Raw genomic sequence first — 21,739 nt, forward strand, 5'->3', positions numbered from 1 at the left:
GAGCTTTATACTCCTGCGCCCGTTTTGCTCTTGAGGACTTATCTCGTGTCCAACGTCGTTGCCGATCATCTTGTGTTACTCGACCATCTGCGCAGTATTCTGGTCGCCGTAGGTGAGGCCGAACAGGTTCCCGAAGAAAGCCATGCCTTGTTCCTGGAGCGCTTCGACGAATTGCTCGCTTCACTGCCAATCGAACCGATCGAAAGCCAATACCTGGGCCAGGACATCCTGACTCAAGTGATCAGCCGCTATCCGCAGATTGCCCACCTGATTCCACGGGATCTGCTGTGGTTCTTTGCCGGCGATTGCCTGCACTACCTGTCTGATGAAGAGATCGACATGTATCAGGCTCTGGAAGAGCGTCGCTTCGAGGCTGAACAGAACGATGAGCCGTTCGACTGGAATCAGGAAAAACAGCTGTTGGCGATGTCCGCTCAGGACAGCAAGCACTGATTTTATCTGCTGAAGATCAAAAGATCGCAGCCTTCGGCAGCTCCTACATGGGAACGTACTCTCCTGTAGGAGCTGCCGAAGGCTGCGATCTTTTGCTTTTGCGCTACAACAACCCCTCGCTTTCCGGTAGCTCATACGCCATCGCTGCGTTGATAACGTCACCCGATTTCCCCGGCTTACTCAACGTCGGCTCTTTCTCCAGACACGCCACCAGATAGTCGATAAACACCCGCAACTTTGGCGGCAGGTAGCGCGTTGGCGAATGCAGTAACCACAGCCCCCCGTGGTACGAAGCCAGGAACGTCCAGTCTGGCAGCACCTGCACCACCAACTTCTGCTCCAGCGCATAGCGCGCGGTGAAATACGGCAGGCTGCCTATACCGATGTGCTGCAACACCGCCCCCAAGCGCACGCCGGTGTGATTGGCGGCATAGCGCCCGCGCACCCCCACCGTTACTGCTTTGGTGCCCTTCTTGAATTTCCAGCGCGCATCGCTTGGGGTTTCGCCCAGATAAATGCAGCTGTGATTGAGCAAATCGTGGGGATGCGTCGGCGTACCGTGCTCGGCCAGATATTGCGGGGAAGCACACAGCAAATGATCAATGGTCAGCAGTTGCCGCCCAACCAGCCCGGCCGGTGGCCGATCCGTGATGCGGATCGCCAGATCGACATGATCGTCAATCAAGTCGACCTGCCGGTCTTCCAGCAACAACTCGACATCGACCTTGGGGTAACGCCGCAGAAACTCGGGCATGTGCGGATGAATCACGAAACGCCCCACCGCCTTCGGCACACTGACGCGTATCAGGCCCTCGGCCTCATGGGTGAACTGGCCGCTGATCTCCATCACCGACTTGGCGGCGCTGACCATCTCCTGACAACGCTTGAACACCTCTTCCCCGCCGTCACTCAGCCGCAGCTTACGCGTGGTGCGCTGTAACAGCCGCGTAGCCAAAGCCTTTTCCAGCCGAGAAATGCTGCGACTGACCGCCGATGGAGAAGAGCCGAGCTGGCGCGCCGCCTCAGAAAAGCTGCCGGTCTCCACCACCTTGACGAAAATCGCCATTTCGCCAAGCAGTGGTAGCGGTAGATTGATGCTCACAGCGCACAAGTCCTTTGAGGTTTGAACGGATTATCACGTTATTGCACGATTCATATAATAAAAACAGGAACTTTAATCAGGGCATGGAATATGACGCTTCGCCTCTTTTTCCATAGTGATGACCTCAAGGCCAATGTGGAAGTCCTCGACTGCACGCCCCAAGAGAACGAATTCGCAGTAGTGCTGCGCGCCACTTTGTTCCATCCGCAAGGTGGCGGCCAGCCGTGTGATACCGGCTGGATTGGCGAGAGTCTGGTGCTGCGCGTGGTGCAGGAACCGGATCGAATCATCCACTTCGTTGACCGACCGGTACCGCTCGGTATGACCTGCATCCGCGTCGACGAACAGCGCCGCTGTTTTAATACCCGCATGCACTCGGCCGGTCATTTGATCGGGCATTTCATTCAGACGCTGGGCTGGACGCCGATCAAGGCGCACCACTGGCCAGACGAAGGACGCGTGCAATTCAAGCCGGGCGATGACGCGCAGGAGATCGACGCGCAATCCGTTCAACTCGGTATCGATCAATGGGTAGAACACGATCTGCCACGCCTGACGTCACTGCGCGAAGGCGCGCGGGAAATCGGTTTTGGCGAGTTGCCAGCCTATGGCTGCGGCGGCACCCACGTACGTAGCCTGAAGGATTTGGGCACAGTCACGATCGCGTCCCTTTCGCAGAAGAAAGGCACGCTGTCCGTCCACTACAGCGTGGATTGAGCATTTCGGCCACTGCCCCGCGCAGTGGCCGGCGCGGGGGAACCGCACGCGCGGATTCCGTTGACTATCGATAGATGGACCTAAAAAAAATGATGCTAGACGTCGAGCGTCTCGATGAGACGTGCATAAAAAAACTGGCCAACGAAGAAGTCCTTGCCATCCGCGTCAAAGGTTTTTTGCCCGAGCCGCTGGCGATCCAGGTTGGCGACAGGATTCTTGCTCCAGGCTTTGAGGGCTACATCAACGCACCGAGTATCGGCCGCATCGGCATGGCGTTTTATGAAGCGGAAAACCAGCCGCTACTGATCGAGGATTATTTCGAACGGGCCACCAGCAACATCGCCGAACTGCGTCAGCGCTGTGCGCCCTACTCTTCGCCTGTCGACACGCTGCGTTGTATGCTCGACGAATCCTGGCCAGCCGGCGCACATCTGGAAAACCTCTACGGACGCAAAATGTATGTCGGTCTTTCGCGCGTGGTGAAACCCGGCGTGTGCTTCTTGGCCCACCACGACATTTTCGCCAAGGACGCGCCAGAGAGTTTTCAGGCCCGCAGCCTCGAGGCGCAATTTGCCTGCAACGTATACCTGAACATGCCGACCGAGGGCGGCGCGTTGCAAATGTGGGATGACGACATTACGCCGGATCAATTCGACGAAATGCGCGGCGACAGCTACGGCATCGATCCGGCACTGCTCGGCCCGCCAACCCTGGAAGTGCAGCCTGAGCCCGGCGATTTCATCATGTTCAATTCGCGCTGCATGCACTCGGTCACGCCGGGCGTGGCCGATCCGCGCTTGAGCCTTTCCTTCTTTGTCGGCTACCGCGGCAATGCTTCACCCCTGACCTTCTGGAGCTGAGATGTTATCGAACTACCTGGGCGAGTTTTTGGCGCTGGCCACCATTCACTTTCTGGCCGTGGTCGCTCCCGGACCGGATTTCGCTGTCACCATTCGCCAGAGTGTGCGTTTTGGACGCTTGGTCGGGATTTGCACGGCATTGGGTATCGGCGCCGGCATTTCCGTACATGTGCTGTACACCTTGCTGGGCGTCGGCGCATTGATGCACACCACCCCGTGGCTGTTGACGGTCGCCAAGGTGATTGGCGGTGCCTACATTTTGTATCTGGGTATCAGCCTGCTGCGCAGCAAGCCGAAATCGACACTCGAAGGTGACAAAACTGCCGATGAACCCGTCGCCGAACAAACGCTGTTCAAAGCCTTCAGTACCGGTTTTCTGACTAATGCCACCAACCCTAAAGCCACGCTATTCTTCCTCGCAATCTTCACCACGATCATCAGCGCCAGCACACCGCTGAAGATTCAAGCGCTTTACGGTGTGTGGATGTGTTTTGTGAATGCGCTGTGGTTTGTGGTGGTCGCGCTGTTTTTTTCGAGCAGCAAGGTACGGTTGTTGTTCATGCGCATGGGGCACTGGTTCGAACGCACCATGGGCGTTGTGCTGATTCTGTTTGCCGGTCGACTGATGCTGTCCTGGTAATCTGTCCCGCAACGCAAAAAGGCCCACCGATTTTCATCGGTGGGCCTTTTTTTGCCTGGAGATACCTGGGAGAAGAATCCAAATAACGCGCATACAAAAACGCCGCTCATCACTGAGCGGCGTTTTTGTGAATTTGGAGCGGGAAACGAGACTCGAACTCGCGACCCCGACCTTGGCAAGGTCGTGCTCTACCAACTGAGCTATTCCCGCAAATGGCGTCCCCTAGGGGACTCGAACCCCTGTTACCGCCGTGAAAGGGCGGTGTCCTAGGCCACTAGACGAAGGGGACACGCTACCCGGAACACATGGTGTGTGTTTCGGTGTCCAGATCCGAGCCCGAAGACTTGGTTCTGGTTTCACTCAGCCCCGCCCGAAAGCAGTGCTGTTTAAAAATGGAGCGGGAAACGAGACTCGAACTCGCGACCCCGACCTTGGCAAGGTCGTGCTCTACCAACTGAGCTATTCCCGCATTGGCGTCCCCTAGGGGACTCGAACCCCTGTTACCGCCGTGAAAGGGCGGTGTCCTAGGCCACTAGACGAAGGGGACACACTACAACATTCACTCCCTACCGCGTTTCGCTGTGTGCTTTACGCTGTAAGTGGCGCGCATTCTATGGATGGATTGGGAGGTCGTCAACCCCCTGATATAAATTTATTTAAATCAATGACTTCGACCTGCTTTAAGGCACCGATCCGACTTTTCCGTCGCCCGACGATTGACGCCTATATTCCGGCAGTCGCCAAGACGTTATAGTCCACCGCACAGTGATGGCAATCTGCACATCATGCGCCAGCATTCATATAAGCGGTGTATGGCCGATACAGATAGAACCCGCCGCGCCAGCTCGTCGAACGGCGCTAGGCGCGTAAATCTCCAACCACTACACTCGCATGCGAACCCTATAAAGAGGTCTTACCGGTGACACCACTCATGATCACCCTGCTAGTAGTAGCCGGGATCGCAATTCTGATCGCCATTGGCTACATGAACCATGTGGTGGAAAACAACAAACTGGAAAAGGCCCGCACCAAAGTCGAACTCAACGACCGACTGCGCCGTTGCGGTGAACTGACCGAGACCTTCCCCGGCCAGTTCATGACACCGGCCCTCAAGCTGTTACTGACTCGTCTGGAACTCAACGTCTGTCAGCGCCTGCTGAACCTTGAGAAAACCAGCGCAGCCACCAAAGCCCGCATCACCGAACTGAATGCACTGGTAGCCCAAGGCGAATCGATCCCGGTCAACAATCCACCGGCGCCGATCCTGACCGAAGCCAAAGCCAAAGACGTACGCTTCCTCCTCGAAGCCCTGCACGGCCAGATCACCCGCGCCGCCCATGACGGCTTCCTGCCACCGAACGAAGCCAAACAATGGATTCGCGAAGTCCGCCACATTCTGGTACTGCTGCACATCGAGTTCTTCAACAACCTCGGCCAACAGTCCCTGCAACAAAACCAACCCGGCCAGGCCCGCCTCGCCTTCGAACGCGGCGTGCAATACCTGCGCAAACAACAAGACCCGAAAATGTATGCCGAACAACTGGAGTACCTGGAGAAACTGCTGGCTCGCGCCAACGCCCAGGTCATGGACAAAATCGCTCCAGTGGAAGGTGAAGAGAACCAACTGACTGCAGGGCTCAAAGACGTTGAAGCCGATGCGGACTGGAAGAAAAAAGTCATCTACGACTGATCGCAGATGCTGAAAGAGAAGCCACCGATAGGTGGCTTTTTTGTGGGCTGATGTTGGTGTTTCATTTGCACAAGCAAGGCGAATGACAGATCGCCATCGCGAGCAGGCTCACACCTACAGTTTGGAATGGATGCATTCAACTAGGGATTGGCCAGCTCACACAAAGAGCAACAGCAAAATCAAAAGATCGCAGCCTTCGGCAGCTCCTACAGGGAGTCCCCACCGAGAGATTGGTTGGCTGGCAGACCCGCTCCCAAATACAAGCAAAACAGCAAGCAGCACCACCGCGGCGCAGCCGCCCCACTCAACAGAATGAGCGCTAGCTCGACTGCAGCTCTTGATCTACAAGGCCCCGTCGGCAGGCTGAGAGGATGGATCCCGGAACGAAGGAACCCCGAGCCCCAGCGAGCGGGCCGAACGTTGGGGCCCAGACCTTTGGTTCCTTTGGGGCGTTTGCCAAAGGGACTCGCTGTAAAAGCGAAACCGCCAGCCGCAACACCAAAAAAAACGGATATTCACCCCAACCCCCACAACATGGTCGGCCCAAAGGCCGCCAAGTCAAAAGCGTCAAAGCCGAAAATGCCCAACCATCCCCCGCAACTCACTCCCCAACTGCGCCAGCTCAATACTCGAAGCCGCGTTCCCACGCATCGCAATCGACGACTGATCCGCACTCGCGCGAATACTCGTCACACTGCGATTGATCTCCTCCGCCACCGAACTCTGCTCCTCCGCCGCCGCCGCAATCTGCTGATTCATCTGCTGAATCAACGAAACCGCCGCCGCAATACTCCCCAACGCACTTTCAGTCTGCAACGCATCACTTACCGCGAGCTTCACCAACTCACCGCTGCTTTGAATTTGCTGCACCGACGAATGCGCCGCCGAGCGCAACGCGCTGACCAGCCGCTCAATTTCTTCGGTCGATTGCTGCGTGCGTCGAGCCAATGCTCGTACCTCATCGGCCACCACCGCAAAGCCCCGGCCCTGCTCCCCGGCCCGCGCCGCTTCGATCGCCGCATTCAATGCCAACAGATTGGTCTGCTCGGCAACGCTTTTGATCACACTCAGCACCGTACCAATATTCTGGATTTCGGCACTGAGACTCTCGATGCTTGAGCTGGCCGAATTCGCCGATTCCGCCAGTTGCTCGATCCGCGCCATGCTCTGGCGCACCACCTGCTGACCACTCTCGACCTTGCCATCCGCCGTCTGCGCCGCAAACGCCGCTTCTTCAGCGTTGCGCGCGACATCGTGGACGGTGGCGGTCATCTGGTTCATGGCCGTGGCCACCTGTTCGGTTTCTTCCTTCTGACTGCTGACCTCAAGATTGGTCTGCTCGGTGACTGCAGACAGCGACTGCGCGGAGCTGGCCAATTGTTCGATACCGGCCTGCAACCCACTGACAATTGTGCTCAACCCCGCGCCCATCTGCTGCATCGCCAACATCAGTTGGCCAATCTCGTCACGGCGGGTGACTTCCACGGTCGCACTTAAATCACCGGCCGCAATGCGCTGCGCGACATTGATCACACTGCGCAACGGCGCGACGATCAGCCGAGTAATCAGCCACGCCGCAATCAAACCGACCAACAGCGCCAATGCCGAAGAACCCACAATCAACAGTGAATTCTTTTTCAGCTCGGCCTGCATGGCGGCGTCTTCGGCAACGTAAGCCTGATCCACCCGCTCCATCACTTGTGCCGCGCGCTGATGCAATTGCTCGTAGACAGTTTTTTCCTGTTCGAGCAATCCGGTGTACTCGGCCAGCTTGTCGTTGAAACCGGCAATGTGCCCCGAGACTTCATTGAGCACCGTCAGATACCCATCGTCCTTGACCGTGGACTTCAGCGCTTCGGCCTGGCTCTGGGCTTGCGCGGCCTGTTCGATATTGCCCTTGCCAGCGCTGTCATCGCCCTTGCGACTTTGATCCAGACGGACCCGCGCCTCATTCATCGCTTGCAGCATCAGCCTCGACACCTGGCTGATCTGATTGGCCTGTTCGATGAACTGCGCACCGTCCTTGCCTTCGGTGTCCTTCAAGGTATAGGCACCGTCGTCCGCCAGCCCGGCCTGCAACACGTCGAGGTTGTTGGCCACGCTTGAGACCGACCAACTGGCCATTTCCAGCGCCAGATCCTTGGTCTGGGTCAACGAGACAAACTCGTCGAACGCCTTGCGATAGGCGCCCAGCGACTGCTCGACATCCAGCATGACCGGGACGTTGGCCGGCGATTGCGCCTTGAGCTCGTTGGCCAGGGCAATCAAGCCATCCACCCCCTCACGCAAGGCGTCGGCCGTTTTCGGATTACCGCGCAAGGCATACTCCTGCTCGAGCAAACGCACCTTGAGCAGGCCGCTATTGAGCGAGGACATCTGTTTCAGTCCGTCGAACCGGTGACTGATGGTTTGCAGGGACCAGACGCCAATCGCCGCCACCAGTGCGGTCAGCAGCAAAACCAGCACAAACCCGATACCCAGTTTTTTCGCCATACCGAGGTTGGCAAAACGTCCTTGCACGGCCGAAATCATTGCGCGTAGTCCCCTGCCAAAGTCAGTTGACGAAGAGTCGCAATGGCCATGAACAAGCACAAGTCTCTGGCGTCGGAATAATGGCAAAAAGCTACGCCTGCGTCGTTTTCAGAACATTTGAGGTCGATCCGAACCGGTATGCCGAAAAAACTGTCGAGCCCGCGGATCACAGGCGTAAGCCACGTTGATGCGATGCCAGTCGCCCGCCTCGCCACTGGGGCTGAAGGCGTCCGGGGCGGACAGCAAAACACCGCAACGCTGAGCCTGTGCGCGCACTCGCGCCTGATCCGCTACCCGCGCACGTGCCCAGATGAACAAGCCGCCAGTCGGTTTGCCGAACACTTCCCAGTCGGCGTCTTCCAGTGCCTGCAACGCCGCGGCGCGATCGGCATTCAAACGCTGCCGCTGGCGCTGCACCAGTTTGCGATAAGCACCGGTCGCCATCAGGTTGGCCAGCGCCGCCTCGGAAAACCTTGAGGCCCCCAGACCACTGATCATCTTGACCTGGGCAAGCCGCGCAACAATCTCGCTGTCGGCGAGAACAAACCCGACCCGCAACGAACTGCTGAGTGTCTTGGAAAAACTGCCGACATAAATCACCCGCCCTTCATCGTCGAGCGCCGCCAGTCGAGTACCGTTGCCCGTGTGCAGGTCGGCGTAGACATCGTCTTCGATCACGCGCAAATCGTAGGTCTTGCTCAATTGCACGATGCGCTGCGCCACCGCCGGCGTCAGGCAACTGCCAGTCGGGTTCTGGTGATGGCTGTTAATGAACAACGCCCTGGGCTGAAACTGGCGCAGCAACGCCTCGAGCGCGACGGTATCCGGCCCGCTCGGCGTGCGCTGCACTTCAAGCATCTGCACCCCGTGCAGCCGCAACAGGTCGAACAGCGGCGCGTAACCGGGGGTTTCGACGACCACGCAGTCGCCGGCCTTGAACAAGGTTCGAACGATCAGGTCCAGCGCGTGACTGGCGCCGCTCGTGCTCAGCAACTGCGTGCTGCGAGCCTCGATACCGAACAGTCGCAGGCGTTTGACGATCTGCTCGCGCAATGCCGCAAGGCCCAGCGGCGTGCTGTAGTTGAACAGGCTGGCCATGTCGGTGCGCGCCACCTCTCGCAGCGCATAGCTGAGATCGTCAGGCTCGCGCCAGCTCTGCGGCAAACCGCCGCCGCCAAGTTTCAAACCACTCGCGGCCCCACACACCGCATCACACCAGGCAAGCCGGTCCTCGAAGGGCACCGACTCATCCTCTGCGTTCGCCGTCGACGGCGATGCTGCCACGATAAATCCCGCGCCCTGACGGGTGGTCAGGACGCCCTGCGAAACCAACCGCTCGCACGCCTCGACGACACACGACTGGCTGAGCAGATTACCCCGGGCGATTTGCCGAACCGAGGGCAAACGGGTGGCCGGCGGTACCCCGCTTTGCAGGATCCACTCAGTCAGCCCGTCAACAATCTGCTGTACGACGGGCACCATTGCCTGTCGGTCAATTCTCAATTCCATGAGCAAGCAAACTCCTGTCCGTTTTGCTGGCGGCAGTTAATCACAGCCGCGCGGCACAGGCTGTGCGACAACGCCGTCAAAAGCGACTGTTCTAATCATTTGATACACATTGTTTAGTGGTTTAAGTGAACTCAACGCAGCCCATAAAAAAACCCGCACGAATGCGGGTTTTTTCAGCCATGTGATTCAGAACGCGGTAACGCCACCATCCACCGCCAACGAATGGCCCGTGGTGAACGCTGCACCGTCGCTGCACAGGTACAACACCGCGCTGGCGATTTCCTCGACCTTGCCGATGCGCCCCACCGGATGCATGGCATTGGCGAACTCGCCTTTTTTCGGATCGGCCTCATAGGCACGACGGAACATGTCGGTGTCGATGACTGCCGGACACACGGCGTTGACGCGGATTTTCTTCTTCGCGTACTCGATAGCTGCCGACTTGGTCAGACCGATCACCGCGTGTTTCGACGCGGCATAAATGCTCATCTTCGGCGCCGCCCCCAGGCCTGCCACCGAGGCGGTGTTGACGATCGCTCCGCCCCCCTGAGCCAGCAACAGCGGCAACTGATATTTCATGCACAGCCAGACGCCTTTGACATTGACGCCCATGATCGCGTCGAACTCGTCCATGGAACCGTCGGCCAGTTTGCTCTTCTCGATTTCGATCCCGGCATTGTTGAAGGCATAGTCGAGACGGCCGTAGTTATTGATCACCTCGTCCATCAGATTTTTTACTTCACTTTCGACGGTAACGTTGCAGCGCACGAAGGTAGCTTCGCCGCCGGCTGTACGAATAAGCGCGACAGTGCCCTCCCCTCCGGCAGTATCCAGATCGGCCACCACCACTTTCAGACCTTCGGCGGCGAATGCCTGGGCCGTGGCGCGGCCGATGCCATTGGCGGCTCCCGTGACTACGGCGACCTGACCGGAAAACGTCATGCTCATTGTTATGTCCTCGAACGGATAGATGCAGGGGGGCTGTGTAGACATGCAGCGCAATTGCAGCATAGCGACAAGGGTTTGCCGGACGTCAGCACTATCAGAGGGCTGTTTATGCCCCCATGCGTCGCAGTGATAAATCCATGCCTATGACTATCACTGCATTGGATCGACGTGCATTCGCCGCATCAGCCAACCTTGCGGCATCGCCCATGAAGGTCTATCAACAAGGCTTCATTCAACTTGAGTGCCTGTCATGACTTCCCAGACCAATCGCCAGTTCCTGCTCGCCAAACGCCCGGTGGGTGCCGCCACCCGCGAGACCTTCACCTATCAGGAAGTGCCGGTCGGAGAACCTGCGGCAGGACAGATTCTGGTCAAGAACGAATACCTGTCCCTCGACCCGGCCATGCGCGGCTGGATGAATGAAGGCAAGTCCTACATTCCGCCGGTCGGTATCGGCGAAGTCATGCGCGCCTTGGGCGTAGGCAAAGTCGTCGCATCGAACAATCCGGGCTTTGCAGTCGGGGACTACGTCAACGGCGCCCTTGGCGTGCAGGATTTTTTCCTCGGCGAGCCCAGAGGTTTCTACAAAGTCGATCCGAAACTGGCGCCGTTGCCGGTTTATCTCTCTGCGCTGGGCATGACCGGCATGACCGCCTACTTCGCCCTGCTCGATGTCGGCGCACCAAAGGCCGGCGAAACCGTGGTGCTTTCCGGCGCGGCCGGTGCGGTGGGCAGCATTGCCGGCCAGATCGCCAAGATCAAAGGTTGCCGCGTGGTCGGCATTGCCGGCGGTGCCGACAAGTGCAAATTCCTTATTGATGAATTGGGCTTCGACGGCGCCATCGACTACAAGAGCGAAGACGTGGTTGCAGGGCTTAAACGTGAATGTCCGAAAGGCGTCGACGTCTATTTCGATAACGTCGGCGGCGATATTCTCGACGCGGTGCTGAGCCGTTTGAACATGAAGGCGCGAGTGGTGATCTGCGGTGCGATCAGCCAATACAACAACAAGGAGGCGATCAAAGGCCCGGCCAACTACCTGTCGCTGCTGGTCAACCGTGCGCGGATGGAAGGTTTTGTGGTGATGGACCATGCCGCACAATTCGCTGCCGCCGGACAGGAAATGGCCGGCTGGATGGCCAAGGGCGAACTCAAGAGCAAGGAAGATATTGTCGAGGGGCTGGAGACGTTCCCGGAGACGCTGATGAAATTGTTCAGCGGCGAGAATTTCGGCAAGTTGGTGTTGAAGGTCTAAAGCAAAGTCAAAAGGATCTCAGCCTGTAGGCAGCCCATGCAGGAGCTGCCGAAGGCTGCGATCTTTTTACCGCTTGCAGCCATTTATATCAGCTGAGGGAAGATCAAAAGATCGCAGGCTGCACCAGCTCCTACAGGGTTTTGTGCAGGGTCTGATCAGGCGATTTCGGCGACGACGGAGGCCAACGCCTGCGCCGGATCAGCCGCCTGGCTGATCGGACGGCCGATCACCAGATAATCGGAGCCTGCATCCAGCGCCTGACGCGGGGTCAGAATGCGTCGTTGATCGTCCTGCGCGCTGCCCGCCGGGCGAATCCCCGGGGTCACCAGTTGCAGCGACGGATGCGCAGTTTTCAGCGCCTGGGCTTCCAGTGCCGAGCACACCAGACCATCCATCCCGGCTTTCTCGGCCAATGCTGCCAGACGCAGGACCTGCTCTTGCGGCTCAATATCCAGACCAATACCTGCCAGGTCTTCGCGCTCCATGCTCGTCAGCACAGTGACGCCGATCAGCAGCGGCTGTGGGCCGCTACGCTTGTCCAATACTTCACGGCAGGCCGCCATCATGCGCATACCGCCGGAGCAGTGAACGTTGACCATCCACACGCCCATCTCGGCAGCCGCTTTTACGGCCATCGCAGTGGTGTTGGGAATATCGTGAAATTTCAGATCAAGGAATACTTCAAAACCCTTGTCACGCAGGGTGCCGACGATTTCAGCGGCGCAACTGGTGAACAGCTCCTTGCCCACTTTGACCCGGCACAGTTTCGGGTCCAACTGGTCGGCCAGCTTCAGTGCGGCGTCACGGGTGGGGAAATCCAGGGCGACGATGATAGGAGTCTGGCAGACGGACATTGGGAGGGCTCTCAGGCAGGTCGAAATCGGCGCGCATTGTAGCGGAACCGGCGGCGGCGCGGCACCCGATGATCGGTAAAATCGTCGCGCCAGCCGAGATCAGCATAGCGCTCGCTGCTATTGTGTCGACTCCGATACACAACCGACATGTCGCCAACACGCGCCCGCGCTAGCCTCGCCAGCCGCAATACGTCCTTACATCAGCACTTCCCGCCTCACCGCCGGACGCCTATGCTGAAACCACCACCTCGCAGCCCATCTTTGTGGTTGGCGGCCTACTGGCAGATGAACAGCCCCATGCACAACACCCAAACCACCGTGACGGATGAGCAAAAAGACGACAAGCGCTGGAGCATTCGTGCACTGATCGTCGACGACGACGTGCCGATCCGCGAGTTGATGATCGACTACCTCGCGCGTTTCAACATCCATGCGAGCGGCGTCACCGATGGCACAGCGATGCGCCAGGCCATGCAAGCCGAGCATTTCGATGTGGTGGTGCTGGACCTGATGCTACCCGGCGAAGACGGTTTGTCGCTGTGCCGCTGGCTGCGCGCCGAATCGGACATCCCGATCCTGATGCTCACCGCACGCTGCGAACCCACCGACCGCATCATCGGCCTGGAACTCGGCGCCGACGACTACATGGCCAAACCGTTCGAACCGCGCGAACTCGTCGCGCGGATCCAGACCATCCTGCGCCGCGTGCGCGATGATCGCACCGAGCAGCGGGCGAACATCCGCTTCGACAACTGGCGCCTGAACAGCGTCCTGCGCCAACTGGTCGCCGACGACGGCCTGGTGGTGCCGCTGTCCAACGCCGAGTTTCGCCTGCTCTGGGTGTTTATCGAACGTCCGCGTCGGGTGCTCAGCCGCGAACAATTGCTCGACGCTGCGCGCGGTCGCTCAATCGAAGCGTTCGACCGCAGCATCGATTTGCTGGTCTCGCGCCTGCGACAGAAACTCGGCGATGATCCGAAAGCCCCGCAGTTGATCAAAACCGTACGCGGTGAAGGTTACCTGTTCGACGCCCGAGACATCGGCTGATGCGGGCGCGCTTCGACACGCTGTTCGGCCGGCTGTTTGGCGTGCTGTTCGTGGCGATCGTCCTGGCGCACTTGCTCGCTTTTACCTGGTTCCGCCTCTACGGCCCGCCCCCGCCTCCGCCGCCACCGGAATTCTCCCAAACCATCGAAGGCCAACCGTCGCCGCACGATTCTCGCTACCCGCCACGCCCACCGCGCCCCTGGTTCGGTGGCCCGATCGTGCCGCTGACTTTTCAGTTCATCACCTTGATGGTCGCCGCCTGGTACGGCGCCAAGTTGCTCAGTCGGCCGATCCAACGCCTGAGCGACGCCGCCGAACGTCTCAGCGAAGACCTCGACAGCCCCCCGCTGGACGAGTCAGGCCCACGCGAGGCGCGGCAAGCGGCGCATACCTTCAACCTGATGCAGCGGCGCATTCGAGAACAAGTCCAGCAACGTGCGCGCATGCTCGGCGCAGTGTCCCATGACCTGCGCACCCCCTTGTCACGACTGAAATTGCGCCTGGAGAACATCAGCGACGACAAACTGCAAAGCCAGATGCGGCAGGATTTGAACGACATGATCGCCATGCTCGACGCCACCCTCACCTACCTGCATGAGCAACGCACCAGCGAAGCCCTACAGCTGATGGACGTGCAGGCGCTGGTCGAATCATTGTGCGAAAACGCTCAGGATCAAGGTGCGGACGTATACGTCAGCGGACATTGCGCACCGCTGCCGGTGCAACCGATGGCACTGCGTTCCTGCCTCAACAACCTGATGGATAACGCCCTGCGTTACGCCGGGCAGGCGCGCATCGAATTGCACGATCAGCGCGAGCAACTGCTGATCTGCGTGATCGACCATGGGCCGGGGATTGCCGAGGACAAACGTGAAGCGGTGTTCGAGCCATTCTTTCGTCTGGAAGGATCGCGCAACCGCAATTCCGGTGGCGTCGGGCTGGGCATGACCATCGCCCGGGAAGCCGCGCAGCGACTGGGCGGGCAATTGAATCTGGAAGAAACACCGGGCGGTGGTCTCACCGCCATCATTCGCCTGCCGCGCACCTGAAAAGCACCATCCCGGTAGGCGTGAGCCTGCCGGGATGGGGCGTGTCAGTCGACATCAAGATCGACGGATATACCCCAAGCCAAAAACCTTGAAGCGCCCTTAAACCCGAGCATGACTCTTACTCCAATCCGTCAACAAACTATAAGCCACCGCCAAAAGCGTAGGCCCGATAAACAACCCGATAAACCCGAACGCAATCAACCCGCCAAACACCCCAAGCAACACAATCACCAACGGCAAATTCCCGCCTCGGCTGATCAGATACGGCTTGAGCACGTTATCCACGCCACTGATGATAAACGTCCCCCAGATACCCAAAAATACCGCCATCCCATACTCGCCCTTCCAGGCCAGCCAGGCGGTGGCCGGCACCCACACCAACGGTGGCCCCATCGGAATCAGACTCAGCAGAAACGTGACGATACCCAGCACCAACGCCCCGGGCACCCCGGCAATCAGGAACCCGATCAACGCCAGAACCGCCTGCGCCGCTGCCGTGCCGATCACCCCGTTGACCACTCGCTGCACCGTCCCGGCAACCAGTTCGATGTAGTACCCGGCGCGATCGCCAATCAAACGTTCCAGCAAACCGTGCACGAACGCCGCCAGACGCGGCCCGTCGCGATAGAAAAAGAACACAAAGACAATGCTCAGTGACAGCTCGAGAATCCCGCCGCCGATCTGCGCACTGCGCGCCAGCAACCAGTTACCGACCTGCCCCAGATAAGGCTTGATCGACACCATCAACGCGGCGCCCTGCTGATCGATGCTGTCCCAAATGCCGACCAGCCGTTCGCCCACAAGCGGGACACTGCCGAGCCAGGTCGGCGCCTCCGGCAAACCATCGACCTGCACGTCCTTGATGAACGCCGTCGCGTCACGCACGTGATCGGCCAGGTTGAAGCCCAGCCAGACCAACGGTACCGCCACCAACAACATCCAGCCCAAGGTCAGAACCGCCGCCGCCAGCGATTCACGGCCATTGAGCAGCCGGGTCAAAAGACGCATCAGCGGCCAACTGGCGAACGCCAGTACTGCGCCCCAGAACAGCGCCGACCAGAACGGCGCCATCACCCACAGGCTGGCGCCAAACAACACCAGCAGCAGGATCTGCACCAGCAGTCGATCGTTATTGAGCATGTAAGGTCTCGAAAAAGTCAGTCAGGCAAAGAGTAGGCGAACACGCGGCGCGCGCTCGCCCGATGCAGCTTATCGCAACAAATCAATGCGCAAACCTACGCCATCGACTTTGCCGGTTTCCATCCGTGCCGCACGCACGCCCTGATTGATCAATGCCTGGCGCCAGGCCTCGGCTTTCGGCCCGGACACTGTCACTCGCTGCGTGGTATCGAGATTCAGTCCACGGGAAATCAGGCGCAACCACGTGTCATCCGGGTCATTGACGAGTTTGGGGAAATCCAGCTCGCCGGTGCTCTTAAGCTGGCGCAACAGGGTCGCCGAGGTCGGCAGCAGTTCACCCAGCGGCGCAGCCGCTTCGAACTGTTCGACATGCAGATAGGCTTTGCGATTGCCGCGCGTGATGCTGTAGAGCGCCACCAGCGTGTTGTCCCGCGGCGCGGCCAGCCTCAGCAACAAGTACGCCTGTTGCTCGTCGGAACCGTACAGTTTGGCATTGCCGAACACCTCGTTGGCCCAGAGGCTGCTTTCGCCGCAGTCGCGGGCCTGGCACCAGAACAGCAACTCGGCGTCCTGCTTTTGCAGGGCCTCGCGGGCGGCGGTGAAGGCTTCGGTGGCGGCGTGTTCGGGTGGCAACTCATAAGTGACCGAGGTGGTCTGGCCACGGGCAGTGACCTGGCCGTCAAAGCGCAACTGGCCGCTGATCTTGCGGATCGAGCCCAATGGGTAAATCCGCTCCTGCTCTGCCGGAGGGCGATAGTCGACGATTTGCGCGTCGGCCAGTCGCGGCACGATCTGCAGGTCCTGACTGCCCGGCACATCGGCGGCGAACGAAATGGAACTGAAGCAGCACAGCGCCAACAGACTGAGTGATCGCATAGTCAGGCTCATCGGATCGGCATGGCTTGGCGGATCGGGGTCGTAGCGGTATAGAAATCCATCGTGGTTGTCTCCCATTTCAACCCGCCCAGCCTCGACAGTTGCCCGGTGCAAGTCAAGGAATGGCGAAGAACCGATTGAAACAGTCTGCGACAAGATCCGCACCGGGCTCGTCGTTCAGGTGCAAATGGTGCCCACCGGGCAGCTGTTCCCGGCTAAAGGGTAGACGCTCCAGCAGCTCAGGATGTTTGGCCAGCATGCCGTCCGCCGCGACCACCAATTGTGCTGGGCAACCGATGCGCTGGACGAAGGCCATCGCCTGCTCCTGCGTCAGGCGCAGCGGCGATGGCAGGGTCAGGCGATTGTCGGTGCGCCAGGTGTAACCGCCGGGAACCGGCATCAAGCCGCGCTGGGCCAGCAACTCTGCGGCCTCCCGACTGACCGCGACCAGGCCTTTCATCCGCGCCTCGATGGCACGGTCGAGGGTGGTGTAGACCGGTTTGCGCTTCTCGCGCAGATCCAGTTGCGCTTGCAGGGCCATGCCCATGCGCTCGGCAGCGTTTTCGCCCTTGTCTGTAGGAGGAGTCACCCCATCGATCAACGCCAGATGAGTGATCCGATCCGGCAACGATCCCGCCAGCACCATGGAAACAATCGCGCCCATGGAATGCCCGAGCAGGCCGAAACGCTTCCAGCCCAATTGCTCGGCGACTTGCAGTACGTCATGGGCGTAGTCCCACAGCGCATATCCGGCGCCGTGCGGCCGATGCCCGGAATGCCCGTGCCCAGCCATATCCAGCGCGATAATGCGCAGACCTTTGAGCTTCGGCGCGAGACGGGCAAAGCTGTTGGCGTTGTCGAGCCAGCCATGCAAGGCGATGACCGGCACACCGTCCTCGGGTCCGAACAAATGCGCGGCCAGTTCGATATGCGGCAGGCTCAGGCGCACTTCTTCGAAGGTCGGGCTCATGCGCAATCCTTGTCCTGGCGGTTTTCCCAGCGGCTAAACAGGTTTTTCAGCAAGCGTGCCGTGTCCTGTGGACGTTCAAGGGGAAACATGTGCCCTCCGGGCATGCTCAGCGCCTCACCTTGGGCAAGCCGCGAAACGAAGCGCGTGTGATGGCGCATGACCACCCGGCTCGTGTGCCCACGCACAACCGCCAGCGGCACCTGCAACTGGCGGGTGCGGCCGGGGCTGGTGTGCGGCACGCCGCGATAAATGCTGATTTCGGTGGCCGGGTCGAAGCGCAGGCGCAGTTTGTCGCCCACCTTGTGCAAGCCATGTTGCAGGTAAGCGTCGAAACATTCCGGGTCAAAACCACGAAACAGGCTCTTGCCGGCGAAATAGCTGCGCGCACTGGCGAGGTCGGTAAATTCTTCACGTCGGCCAAGGGTGCGGCCGGCCGGGGTCAGCCTGTCGATGAAACCGAAGCGCTTGGCCGCGCGGATCACCCATTGGTCGGTGCGAGTCAGCACCGGCGAATCGAGCATCACCACCCCGCGATACAACTCCGGGCAACGCAACGCCGCATGCAGGTGCAGCACACCGCCAAAGGAGTGACCGACGCCCCACACGGGCTGATCTTGCTGCTGCAAATGGTGGATCAATTCGTCGACAAGGTTGTACCAGTTGTCATCCGCTGGAAAACGCGGGTCATGAGCGTGCTGCTCCAGATGCGCGACCCGATACTCGGGCGCCAGCGCCGCGAACAACTTGCCGTAGGTGCCCGAGGGAAACCCGTTGGCGTGGGCGAAAAAGATAGGTTGCGACATGCGGGCAAATCCATGAGCGGGAAACGTGGCGTTGATTGTCCGTAAGACCGCGCCCGGCGGCAATGACTGTAACTGCCAGGAATGGTGACAGTCTGGTCAGGGTTATGGTGTGCCAAGGGAATCCCTCCCCCTCACCCCAGACCTCTGGACGGTCCGACGTGTCGGGAGGGCCAGAATGAGAGGCTTTTTCGATCTCACCGTGCTGGCGGCTGCTCACCCAGTGGCACTACCGCCATGGTCAACCGCGACACACAACTGGCCTTGCCCTCATCGCTGGTCAGGCGGATATCCCAGACATGCGTGGTGCGACCGATGTGAATCGGCTTGGCCACCGCTGTCACCCGACCACTGCGCAGGCCGCGCAAATGGTTAGCGTTGATCTCAAGCCCCACGCAATAAAACTTGCTGGCATCGATGCACAGATAGCTGGCCATAGAACCGACGGTTTCCGCTAGCACCACTGACGCGCCGCCGTGCAGCAAGCCATAAGGCTGATGCGTACGGTGGTCGATGACCATGCTCGCGGTCAGCGATTCTTCGTCGAACGCTTCGAAACGGATGTCGAGCACTTCGCCGATGGTGTTTTTCTGAATCGCGTTCAACTGCTCGATGTTGGGAGTGGTGCGCCACAAGCTCATCGCAGACTTCCTTTGTTGTTTTAGTCGTCGCTCAATCCTGCCACAGCACCGCCTCACTGCGCGCGCTCCATTCTTCGAATCGGGCGCCGTAGGTGTCTTCGATGACGTTGCGTTTGATCTTCAGGGTCGGCGTGAGAAAACCGTTTTCCACCGCCCAGCTGTCCTTGACCACCACCAGCCGGCGCAGTTGCTCGTGCTTGTCGAGCACGGCGTTGACCTCCTCCAGCAGCTTTTCCAGGCTCGAATGCAGGCTCGCTCGTGGCTCTTCCTGATTGACGCTCGAGAGCACGCACAGGCCCAGCGGCGCACTCAAACCATCACCGACCACACACACCTGTTCGATGCGCGAGTGCACGGCCAAACGGTTTTCGATTGGCGCCGGGGCGACGTATTTGCCTTTGCTGGTCTTGAAGATTTCCTTCAGTCGCCCGGTCAGGCGCAAGCGCCCTTCGGCATCCTGTTCGCCCTTGTCGCCAGTGCGCAGAAAGCCGTCTGCGGTGAGGGTCTCGGCAGTTTTCTGCGCCTCCTTGAAATAGCCAAGCATGTTCGCCTGACTGCGCACCTGGACCTCGCCGGATGCATCGATGCGCACCTCGACATCCGGACACGGTTTGCCGATCCAGCCCTGTTTGTATTCGCCGGGCAAACAGATGTGCGAGTAACCGCAACCCTCGGTCATGCCGTAGACCTCCAGCACATCGAGGCCGAGTTTCTGATACCAGGCGAGCAATGTCTGCGGCACAGGTGCTGCACCGGAAAGGGCCACGCGCAAGGCGTCCAGCCCCAGGCCCGCCAACACTTTGTGCCCGACCCGCTTACCGATGAAGGGCAGACCGAGCAGCAAGTCCAGACGTTTCGCCGGGATCTTGCTGTAAACGCCCATCTGGAATTTGGTCCAGATCCGCGGCACCCCGAACATTGCCGTCGGCCGCGCCCGCTTCAGATCGGTGATGAAGGTGTCGAGGCTTTCAGCAAAGAACACTGTCTGCCCGGTATAAATCGAAGCCATTTCAACGAACATGCGTTCCGCGACGTGGCACAACGGCAGGTACGACAGCAGCCGATCGTTCTCGTTGAGCCCGAACAGCTGCGTGCCACGGCTGGTGGCGAACCCCAGATTGGCGAAACTGTGCATCACGCCTTTGGGCAGGCCAGTGGTGCCGGAGGTGTAAATGATGGTCGCCAGTTGCTCGGCGGCGGGACGTGGGTCGTCCTGGATCGGCGAACTGCGTTGCAACTCAGCCCAGCTGAAATCGAAATCGCCGGGCGGATGCAGCGGCAGGCTGATGGTCGGCAAGTCCGCCGGCACGCCGATCGACATGCTCGGCCAATCGTCAAGTTTGCCGATAAATGCGAGCACGCTCTCCGAGTGATTGAGCACTTGAGCGACGGAGTCGGCCGTCAGGTTGGGATACAGCGGCACGGAAACGTGCCCCGCCATCCAGATGGCCAGATCGGCAATGATCCAGTGCGCGCAGTTTTTCGAGATCAGGGCGATATGGCTGCCTTGCGGCAACTCCCGTGCACGCAGCCAGTGTGCGGCGCAGCGAGCCTGATGGCCAACGTCGGCCCAGGTCAGCGTCTCGACCTCGCCACCCCCGATGGGCTGCACGAGAAAGCGCTGGCGTGGATGCCGGGCTTCACGTTCGTAAAACACGTCCAGCGGCAAACGGAATGCGGCAGACATGCGACTCGCTCCTGTTTTTTTAGGTCTGGAGCAAGCGTAGTCAACCAAGCAAGTGCTTGGTTGGAATTTTTACTAAAAGAAACAAGATCAAAAGATCGCAGCCTTCGGCTGCTCCTACATGAGAATGCGATCCCATGTAGGAGCTGCCGAAGGCTGCGATCTTTTGCTTTAAGGGTGCTTGAGGCTGTTGAGAGTCATCGAGCCAATCAGCAGTTCAGCACTCTCAAGCTCGGCCAACCCCGCCGTGCCGACCTTCTCCGGCGGATACCCGGCGCCATGCTGCAGATAGCTGAGCAAATTGCCCACCAGCGGATTGTGACTGACCAGCAGCGCATTGCTCACCGAAACCAGCTGATCGGCGACTTTGTCCGGATCGACCTCCGGCGTCAGCCACTCGACCGTGCGGATCTCGGGCTCGAAGCCCAGCGCCTCGCGGACAATCTGCGCGGTCTGTTGCGCGCGCAGGTACGGGCTGGCGTAGATCGCGGTGATCGGTTGCCCGATCAACTGCGCAGCGCTGCGCAATGCTTCTTCACGGCCATGCTCGGTCAGCTCCCGTTCGGAGTCGGGGCACGAGCCGTAAGGCACGGCCTCACCGTGACGCAATACCCAGAGTTTCATAGCTTGGGTTCCTCATCGCGAACCGGATGCGGTGCTGGCGGCACGGCATGTGGCGCCTCACCTTCGGGCGTACGCGGCGCTGGCCAGTCGGCAAACGGCCAAGGCTTCTGGTCGCTGTGAAAACTGCCGAAGCGGCCGATCTGCGCCAGAAACTGGCTCAGGCTGTCACCGAAGTTCATCAGGCTGGCGCTCGGTGCGCCATAGATCAAACGATAGATCAGTTGCACCAGCACCACTGCGCCGAGAATAAACTGCGCCACTTGCCAGACCAGCAGGTAGACGATCATCCACAACACCCGCAGGAGGATGGATTCGTACCTGGCTTCGGATTTTGATTCGTTCATGTTC

Annotated in this window: 21 protein-coding genes, 4 tRNA genes and 1 pseudogene; 8 read left to right on the forward strand and 18 right to left on the reverse strand. The window is 59.6% G+C overall.

What is annotated here, in order from left to right; translation table 11 throughout:
* The first annotated feature begins 45 nt into the window (after nucleotides 1–45).
* Entirely contained in the window at nucleotides 46–453 is a 408-nt protein-coding gene (locus tag AB4P97_RS15645; RefSeq protein WP_042560459.1) for a PA2817 family protein, read from the forward strand.
* Between the two features lie 103 nt (nucleotides 454–556).
* On the opposite strand, the gene AB4P97_RS15650 is transcribed toward AB4P97_RS15645, so the two are convergent.
* Entirely contained in the window at nucleotides 557–1,555 is a 999-nt protein-coding gene (locus AB4P97_RS15650) for a LysR family transcriptional regulator (protein WP_115146217.1), read from the reverse strand.
* A gap of 90 nt (nucleotides 1,556–1,645) precedes the next feature.
* Here AB4P97_RS15650 and AB4P97_RS15655 point away from each other — a divergent pair, with 90 nt between their 5' ends.
* The 3 genes from AB4P97_RS15655 (at nucleotide 1,646) to AB4P97_RS15665 (ending at nucleotide 3,772) form a co-directional block, all read left to right on the forward strand.
* On the forward strand, nucleotides 1,646–2,272 hold the full coding sequence (locus tag AB4P97_RS15655; protein ID WP_115146216.1) for an alanyl-tRNA editing protein: 627 nt from the start codon (nucleotides 1,646–1,648) through the stop codon (nucleotides 2,270–2,272).
* An 89-nt stretch (nucleotides 2,273–2,361) separates the two neighbouring features.
* Nucleotides 2,362–3,132: a 2OG-Fe(II) oxygenase gene (locus AB4P97_RS15660; RefSeq protein WP_395601313.1), complete on the forward strand. Its 771-nt coding sequence runs from the start codon at nucleotides 2,362–2,364 to the stop codon at nucleotides 3,130–3,132.
* Nucleotide 3,133: 1 nt separating this feature from the next.
* Nucleotides 3,134–3,772, forward strand: coding sequence for a LysE family translocator (locus AB4P97_RS15665; protein WP_042560463.1), 639 nt, complete (start codon nucleotides 3,134–3,136; stop codon nucleotides 3,770–3,772).
* A 134-nt stretch (nucleotides 3,773–3,906) separates the two neighbouring features.
* Here AB4P97_RS15665 and AB4P97_RS15670 read toward each other — a convergent pair.
* The 4 genes from AB4P97_RS15670 to AB4P97_RS15685 all read right to left on the reverse strand — a co-directional run bounded on the left by AB4P97_RS15670 (nucleotide 3,907) and on the right by AB4P97_RS15685 (nucleotide 4,319).
* Nucleotides 3,907–3,982, reverse strand: a tRNA-Gly gene (locus AB4P97_RS15670).
* A gap of 3 nt (nucleotides 3,983–3,985) precedes the next feature.
* A tRNA-Glu gene (locus AB4P97_RS15675) sits at nucleotides 3,986–4,061 on the reverse strand.
* Between the two features lie 104 nt (nucleotides 4,062–4,165).
* Nucleotides 4,166–4,241: transfer RNA gene (locus tag AB4P97_RS15680), tRNA-Gly, on the reverse strand.
* Nucleotides 4,242–4,243: 2 nt separating this feature from the next.
* Nucleotides 4,244–4,319, reverse strand: a tRNA-Glu gene (locus AB4P97_RS15685).
* Between the two features lie 384 nt (nucleotides 4,320–4,703).
* Here AB4P97_RS15685 and AB4P97_RS15690 point away from each other — a divergent pair.
* Complete coding sequence (locus tag AB4P97_RS15690; protein WP_047302627.1) at nucleotides 4,704–5,462, forward strand: hypothetical protein; 759 nt, start codon at nucleotides 4,704–4,706, stop codon at nucleotides 5,460–5,462.
* 567 nt (nucleotides 5,463–6,029) lie between these two features.
* On the opposite strand, the gene AB4P97_RS15695 is transcribed toward AB4P97_RS15690, so the two are convergent.
* From AB4P97_RS15695 to AB4P97_RS15710, 4 genes and pseudogenes are all read right to left on the reverse strand, one after another.
* Nucleotides 6,030–6,911: a methyl-accepting chemotaxis protein gene (locus tag AB4P97_RS15695; protein WP_395602948.1), complete on the reverse strand. Its 882-nt coding sequence runs from the start codon at nucleotides 6,909–6,911 to the stop codon at nucleotides 6,030–6,032.
* Nucleotides 6,912–6,938: 27 nt separating this feature from the next.
* Nucleotides 6,939–7,994: pseudogene (locus AB4P97_RS15700) on the reverse strand (HAMP domain-containing protein); the annotation flags it as partial.
* Between the two features lie 108 nt (nucleotides 7,995–8,102).
* Nucleotides 8,103–9,503: a PLP-dependent aminotransferase family protein gene (locus AB4P97_RS15705; protein ID WP_115146214.1), complete on the reverse strand. Its 1,401-nt coding sequence runs from the start codon at nucleotides 9,501–9,503 to the stop codon at nucleotides 8,103–8,105.
* A gap of 186 nt (nucleotides 9,504–9,689) precedes the next feature.
* Entirely contained in the window at nucleotides 9,690–10,451 is a 762-nt protein-coding gene (locus AB4P97_RS15710; RefSeq protein ID WP_395601314.1) for an SDR family oxidoreductase, read from the reverse strand.
* Between the two features lie 250 nt (nucleotides 10,452–10,701).
* On the opposite strand from AB4P97_RS15710, the gene AB4P97_RS15715 reads away from it, so the two are divergent.
* Nucleotides 10,702–11,706, forward strand: a complete 1,005-nt coding sequence (locus AB4P97_RS15715; RefSeq protein ID WP_395601315.1) for an NADP-dependent oxidoreductase — start codon at nucleotides 10,702–10,704, stop codon at nucleotides 11,704–11,706.
* 155 nt (nucleotides 11,707–11,861) lie between these two features.
* Here AB4P97_RS15715 and pyrF read toward each other — a convergent pair whose 3' ends face one another.
* Entirely contained in the window at nucleotides 11,862–12,560 is a 699-nt protein-coding gene (gene pyrF / locus AB4P97_RS15720; RefSeq protein ID WP_042560469.1) for an orotidine-5'-phosphate decarboxylase, read from the reverse strand.
* 285 nt (nucleotides 12,561–12,845) lie between these two features.
* Between pyrF and AB4P97_RS15725 the strand changes: the two genes are divergently transcribed.
* The gene (locus tag AB4P97_RS15725) at nucleotides 12,846–13,607 is read left to right on the forward strand and encodes a response regulator (RefSeq protein ID WP_390896389.1); all 762 of its coding nucleotides are present in this window, start codon (nucleotides 12,846–12,848) and stop codon (nucleotides 13,605–13,607) included.
* A complete protein-coding gene (locus AB4P97_RS15730) occupies nucleotides 13,607–14,656 on the forward strand; it encodes a sensor histidine kinase (RefSeq protein ID WP_395601316.1) in 1,050 nt (349 codons plus the stop codon). The genes AB4P97_RS15725 and AB4P97_RS15730 overlap by 1 nt, the downstream gene beginning before the upstream one ends.
* Nucleotides 14,657–14,755: 99 nt before the next feature.
* On the opposite strand, the gene AB4P97_RS15735 is transcribed toward AB4P97_RS15730, so the two are convergent.
* The 8 genes from AB4P97_RS15735 to AB4P97_RS15770 form a co-directional block, all read right to left on the reverse strand.
* Entirely contained in the window at nucleotides 14,756–15,796 is a 1,041-nt protein-coding gene (locus tag AB4P97_RS15735) for an AI-2E family transporter (protein ID WP_395601317.1), read from the reverse strand.
* A gap of 69 nt (nucleotides 15,797–15,865) precedes the next feature.
* Nucleotides 15,866–16,672 (reverse strand): DUF4892 domain-containing protein, encoded by an 807-nt coding sequence (locus tag AB4P97_RS15740; RefSeq protein WP_047302641.1) that lies wholly within the window; start codon nucleotides 16,670–16,672, stop codon nucleotides 15,866–15,868.
* A gap of 115 nt (nucleotides 16,673–16,787) precedes the next feature.
* On the reverse strand, nucleotides 16,788–17,642 hold the full coding sequence (locus AB4P97_RS15745) for an alpha/beta hydrolase (protein ID WP_395601318.1): 855 nt from the start codon (nucleotides 17,640–17,642) through the stop codon (nucleotides 16,788–16,790).
* Nucleotides 17,639–18,445: an alpha/beta fold hydrolase gene (locus tag AB4P97_RS15750; RefSeq protein ID WP_042560475.1), complete on the reverse strand. Its 807-nt coding sequence runs from the start codon at nucleotides 18,443–18,445 to the stop codon at nucleotides 17,639–17,641. Before AB4P97_RS15750 ends, AB4P97_RS15745 begins: the two co-directional genes overlap by 4 nt.
* 194 nt (nucleotides 18,446–18,639) lie before the next feature.
* A complete protein-coding gene (locus AB4P97_RS15755) occupies nucleotides 18,640–19,083 on the reverse strand; it encodes a hotdog fold thioesterase (RefSeq protein WP_042560476.1) in 444 nt (147 codons plus the stop codon).
* Between the two features lie 31 nt (nucleotides 19,084–19,114).
* Entirely contained in the window at nucleotides 19,115–20,770 is a 1,656-nt protein-coding gene (locus AB4P97_RS15760) for an AMP-binding protein (protein ID WP_395601319.1), read from the reverse strand.
* Between the two features lie 168 nt (nucleotides 20,771–20,938).
* Entirely contained in the window at nucleotides 20,939–21,391 is a 453-nt protein-coding gene (gene sixA, locus AB4P97_RS15765) for a phosphohistidine phosphatase SixA (protein WP_042560478.1), read from the reverse strand.
* A complete protein-coding gene (locus AB4P97_RS15770) occupies nucleotides 21,388–21,735 on the reverse strand; it encodes a DUF4389 domain-containing protein (protein WP_042560479.1) in 348 nt (115 codons plus the stop codon). The genes sixA and AB4P97_RS15770 overlap by 4 nt, the downstream gene beginning before the upstream one ends.
* Nucleotides 21,736–21,739: the final 4 nt, after the last annotated feature.

It is taken from the genome of Pseudomonas sp. A1230, assembly GCF_044218825.1.
GTDB classification, from domain to species: Bacteria; Pseudomonadota; Gammaproteobacteria; order Pseudomonadales; family Pseudomonadaceae; genus Aquipseudomonas; species Aquipseudomonas iridis.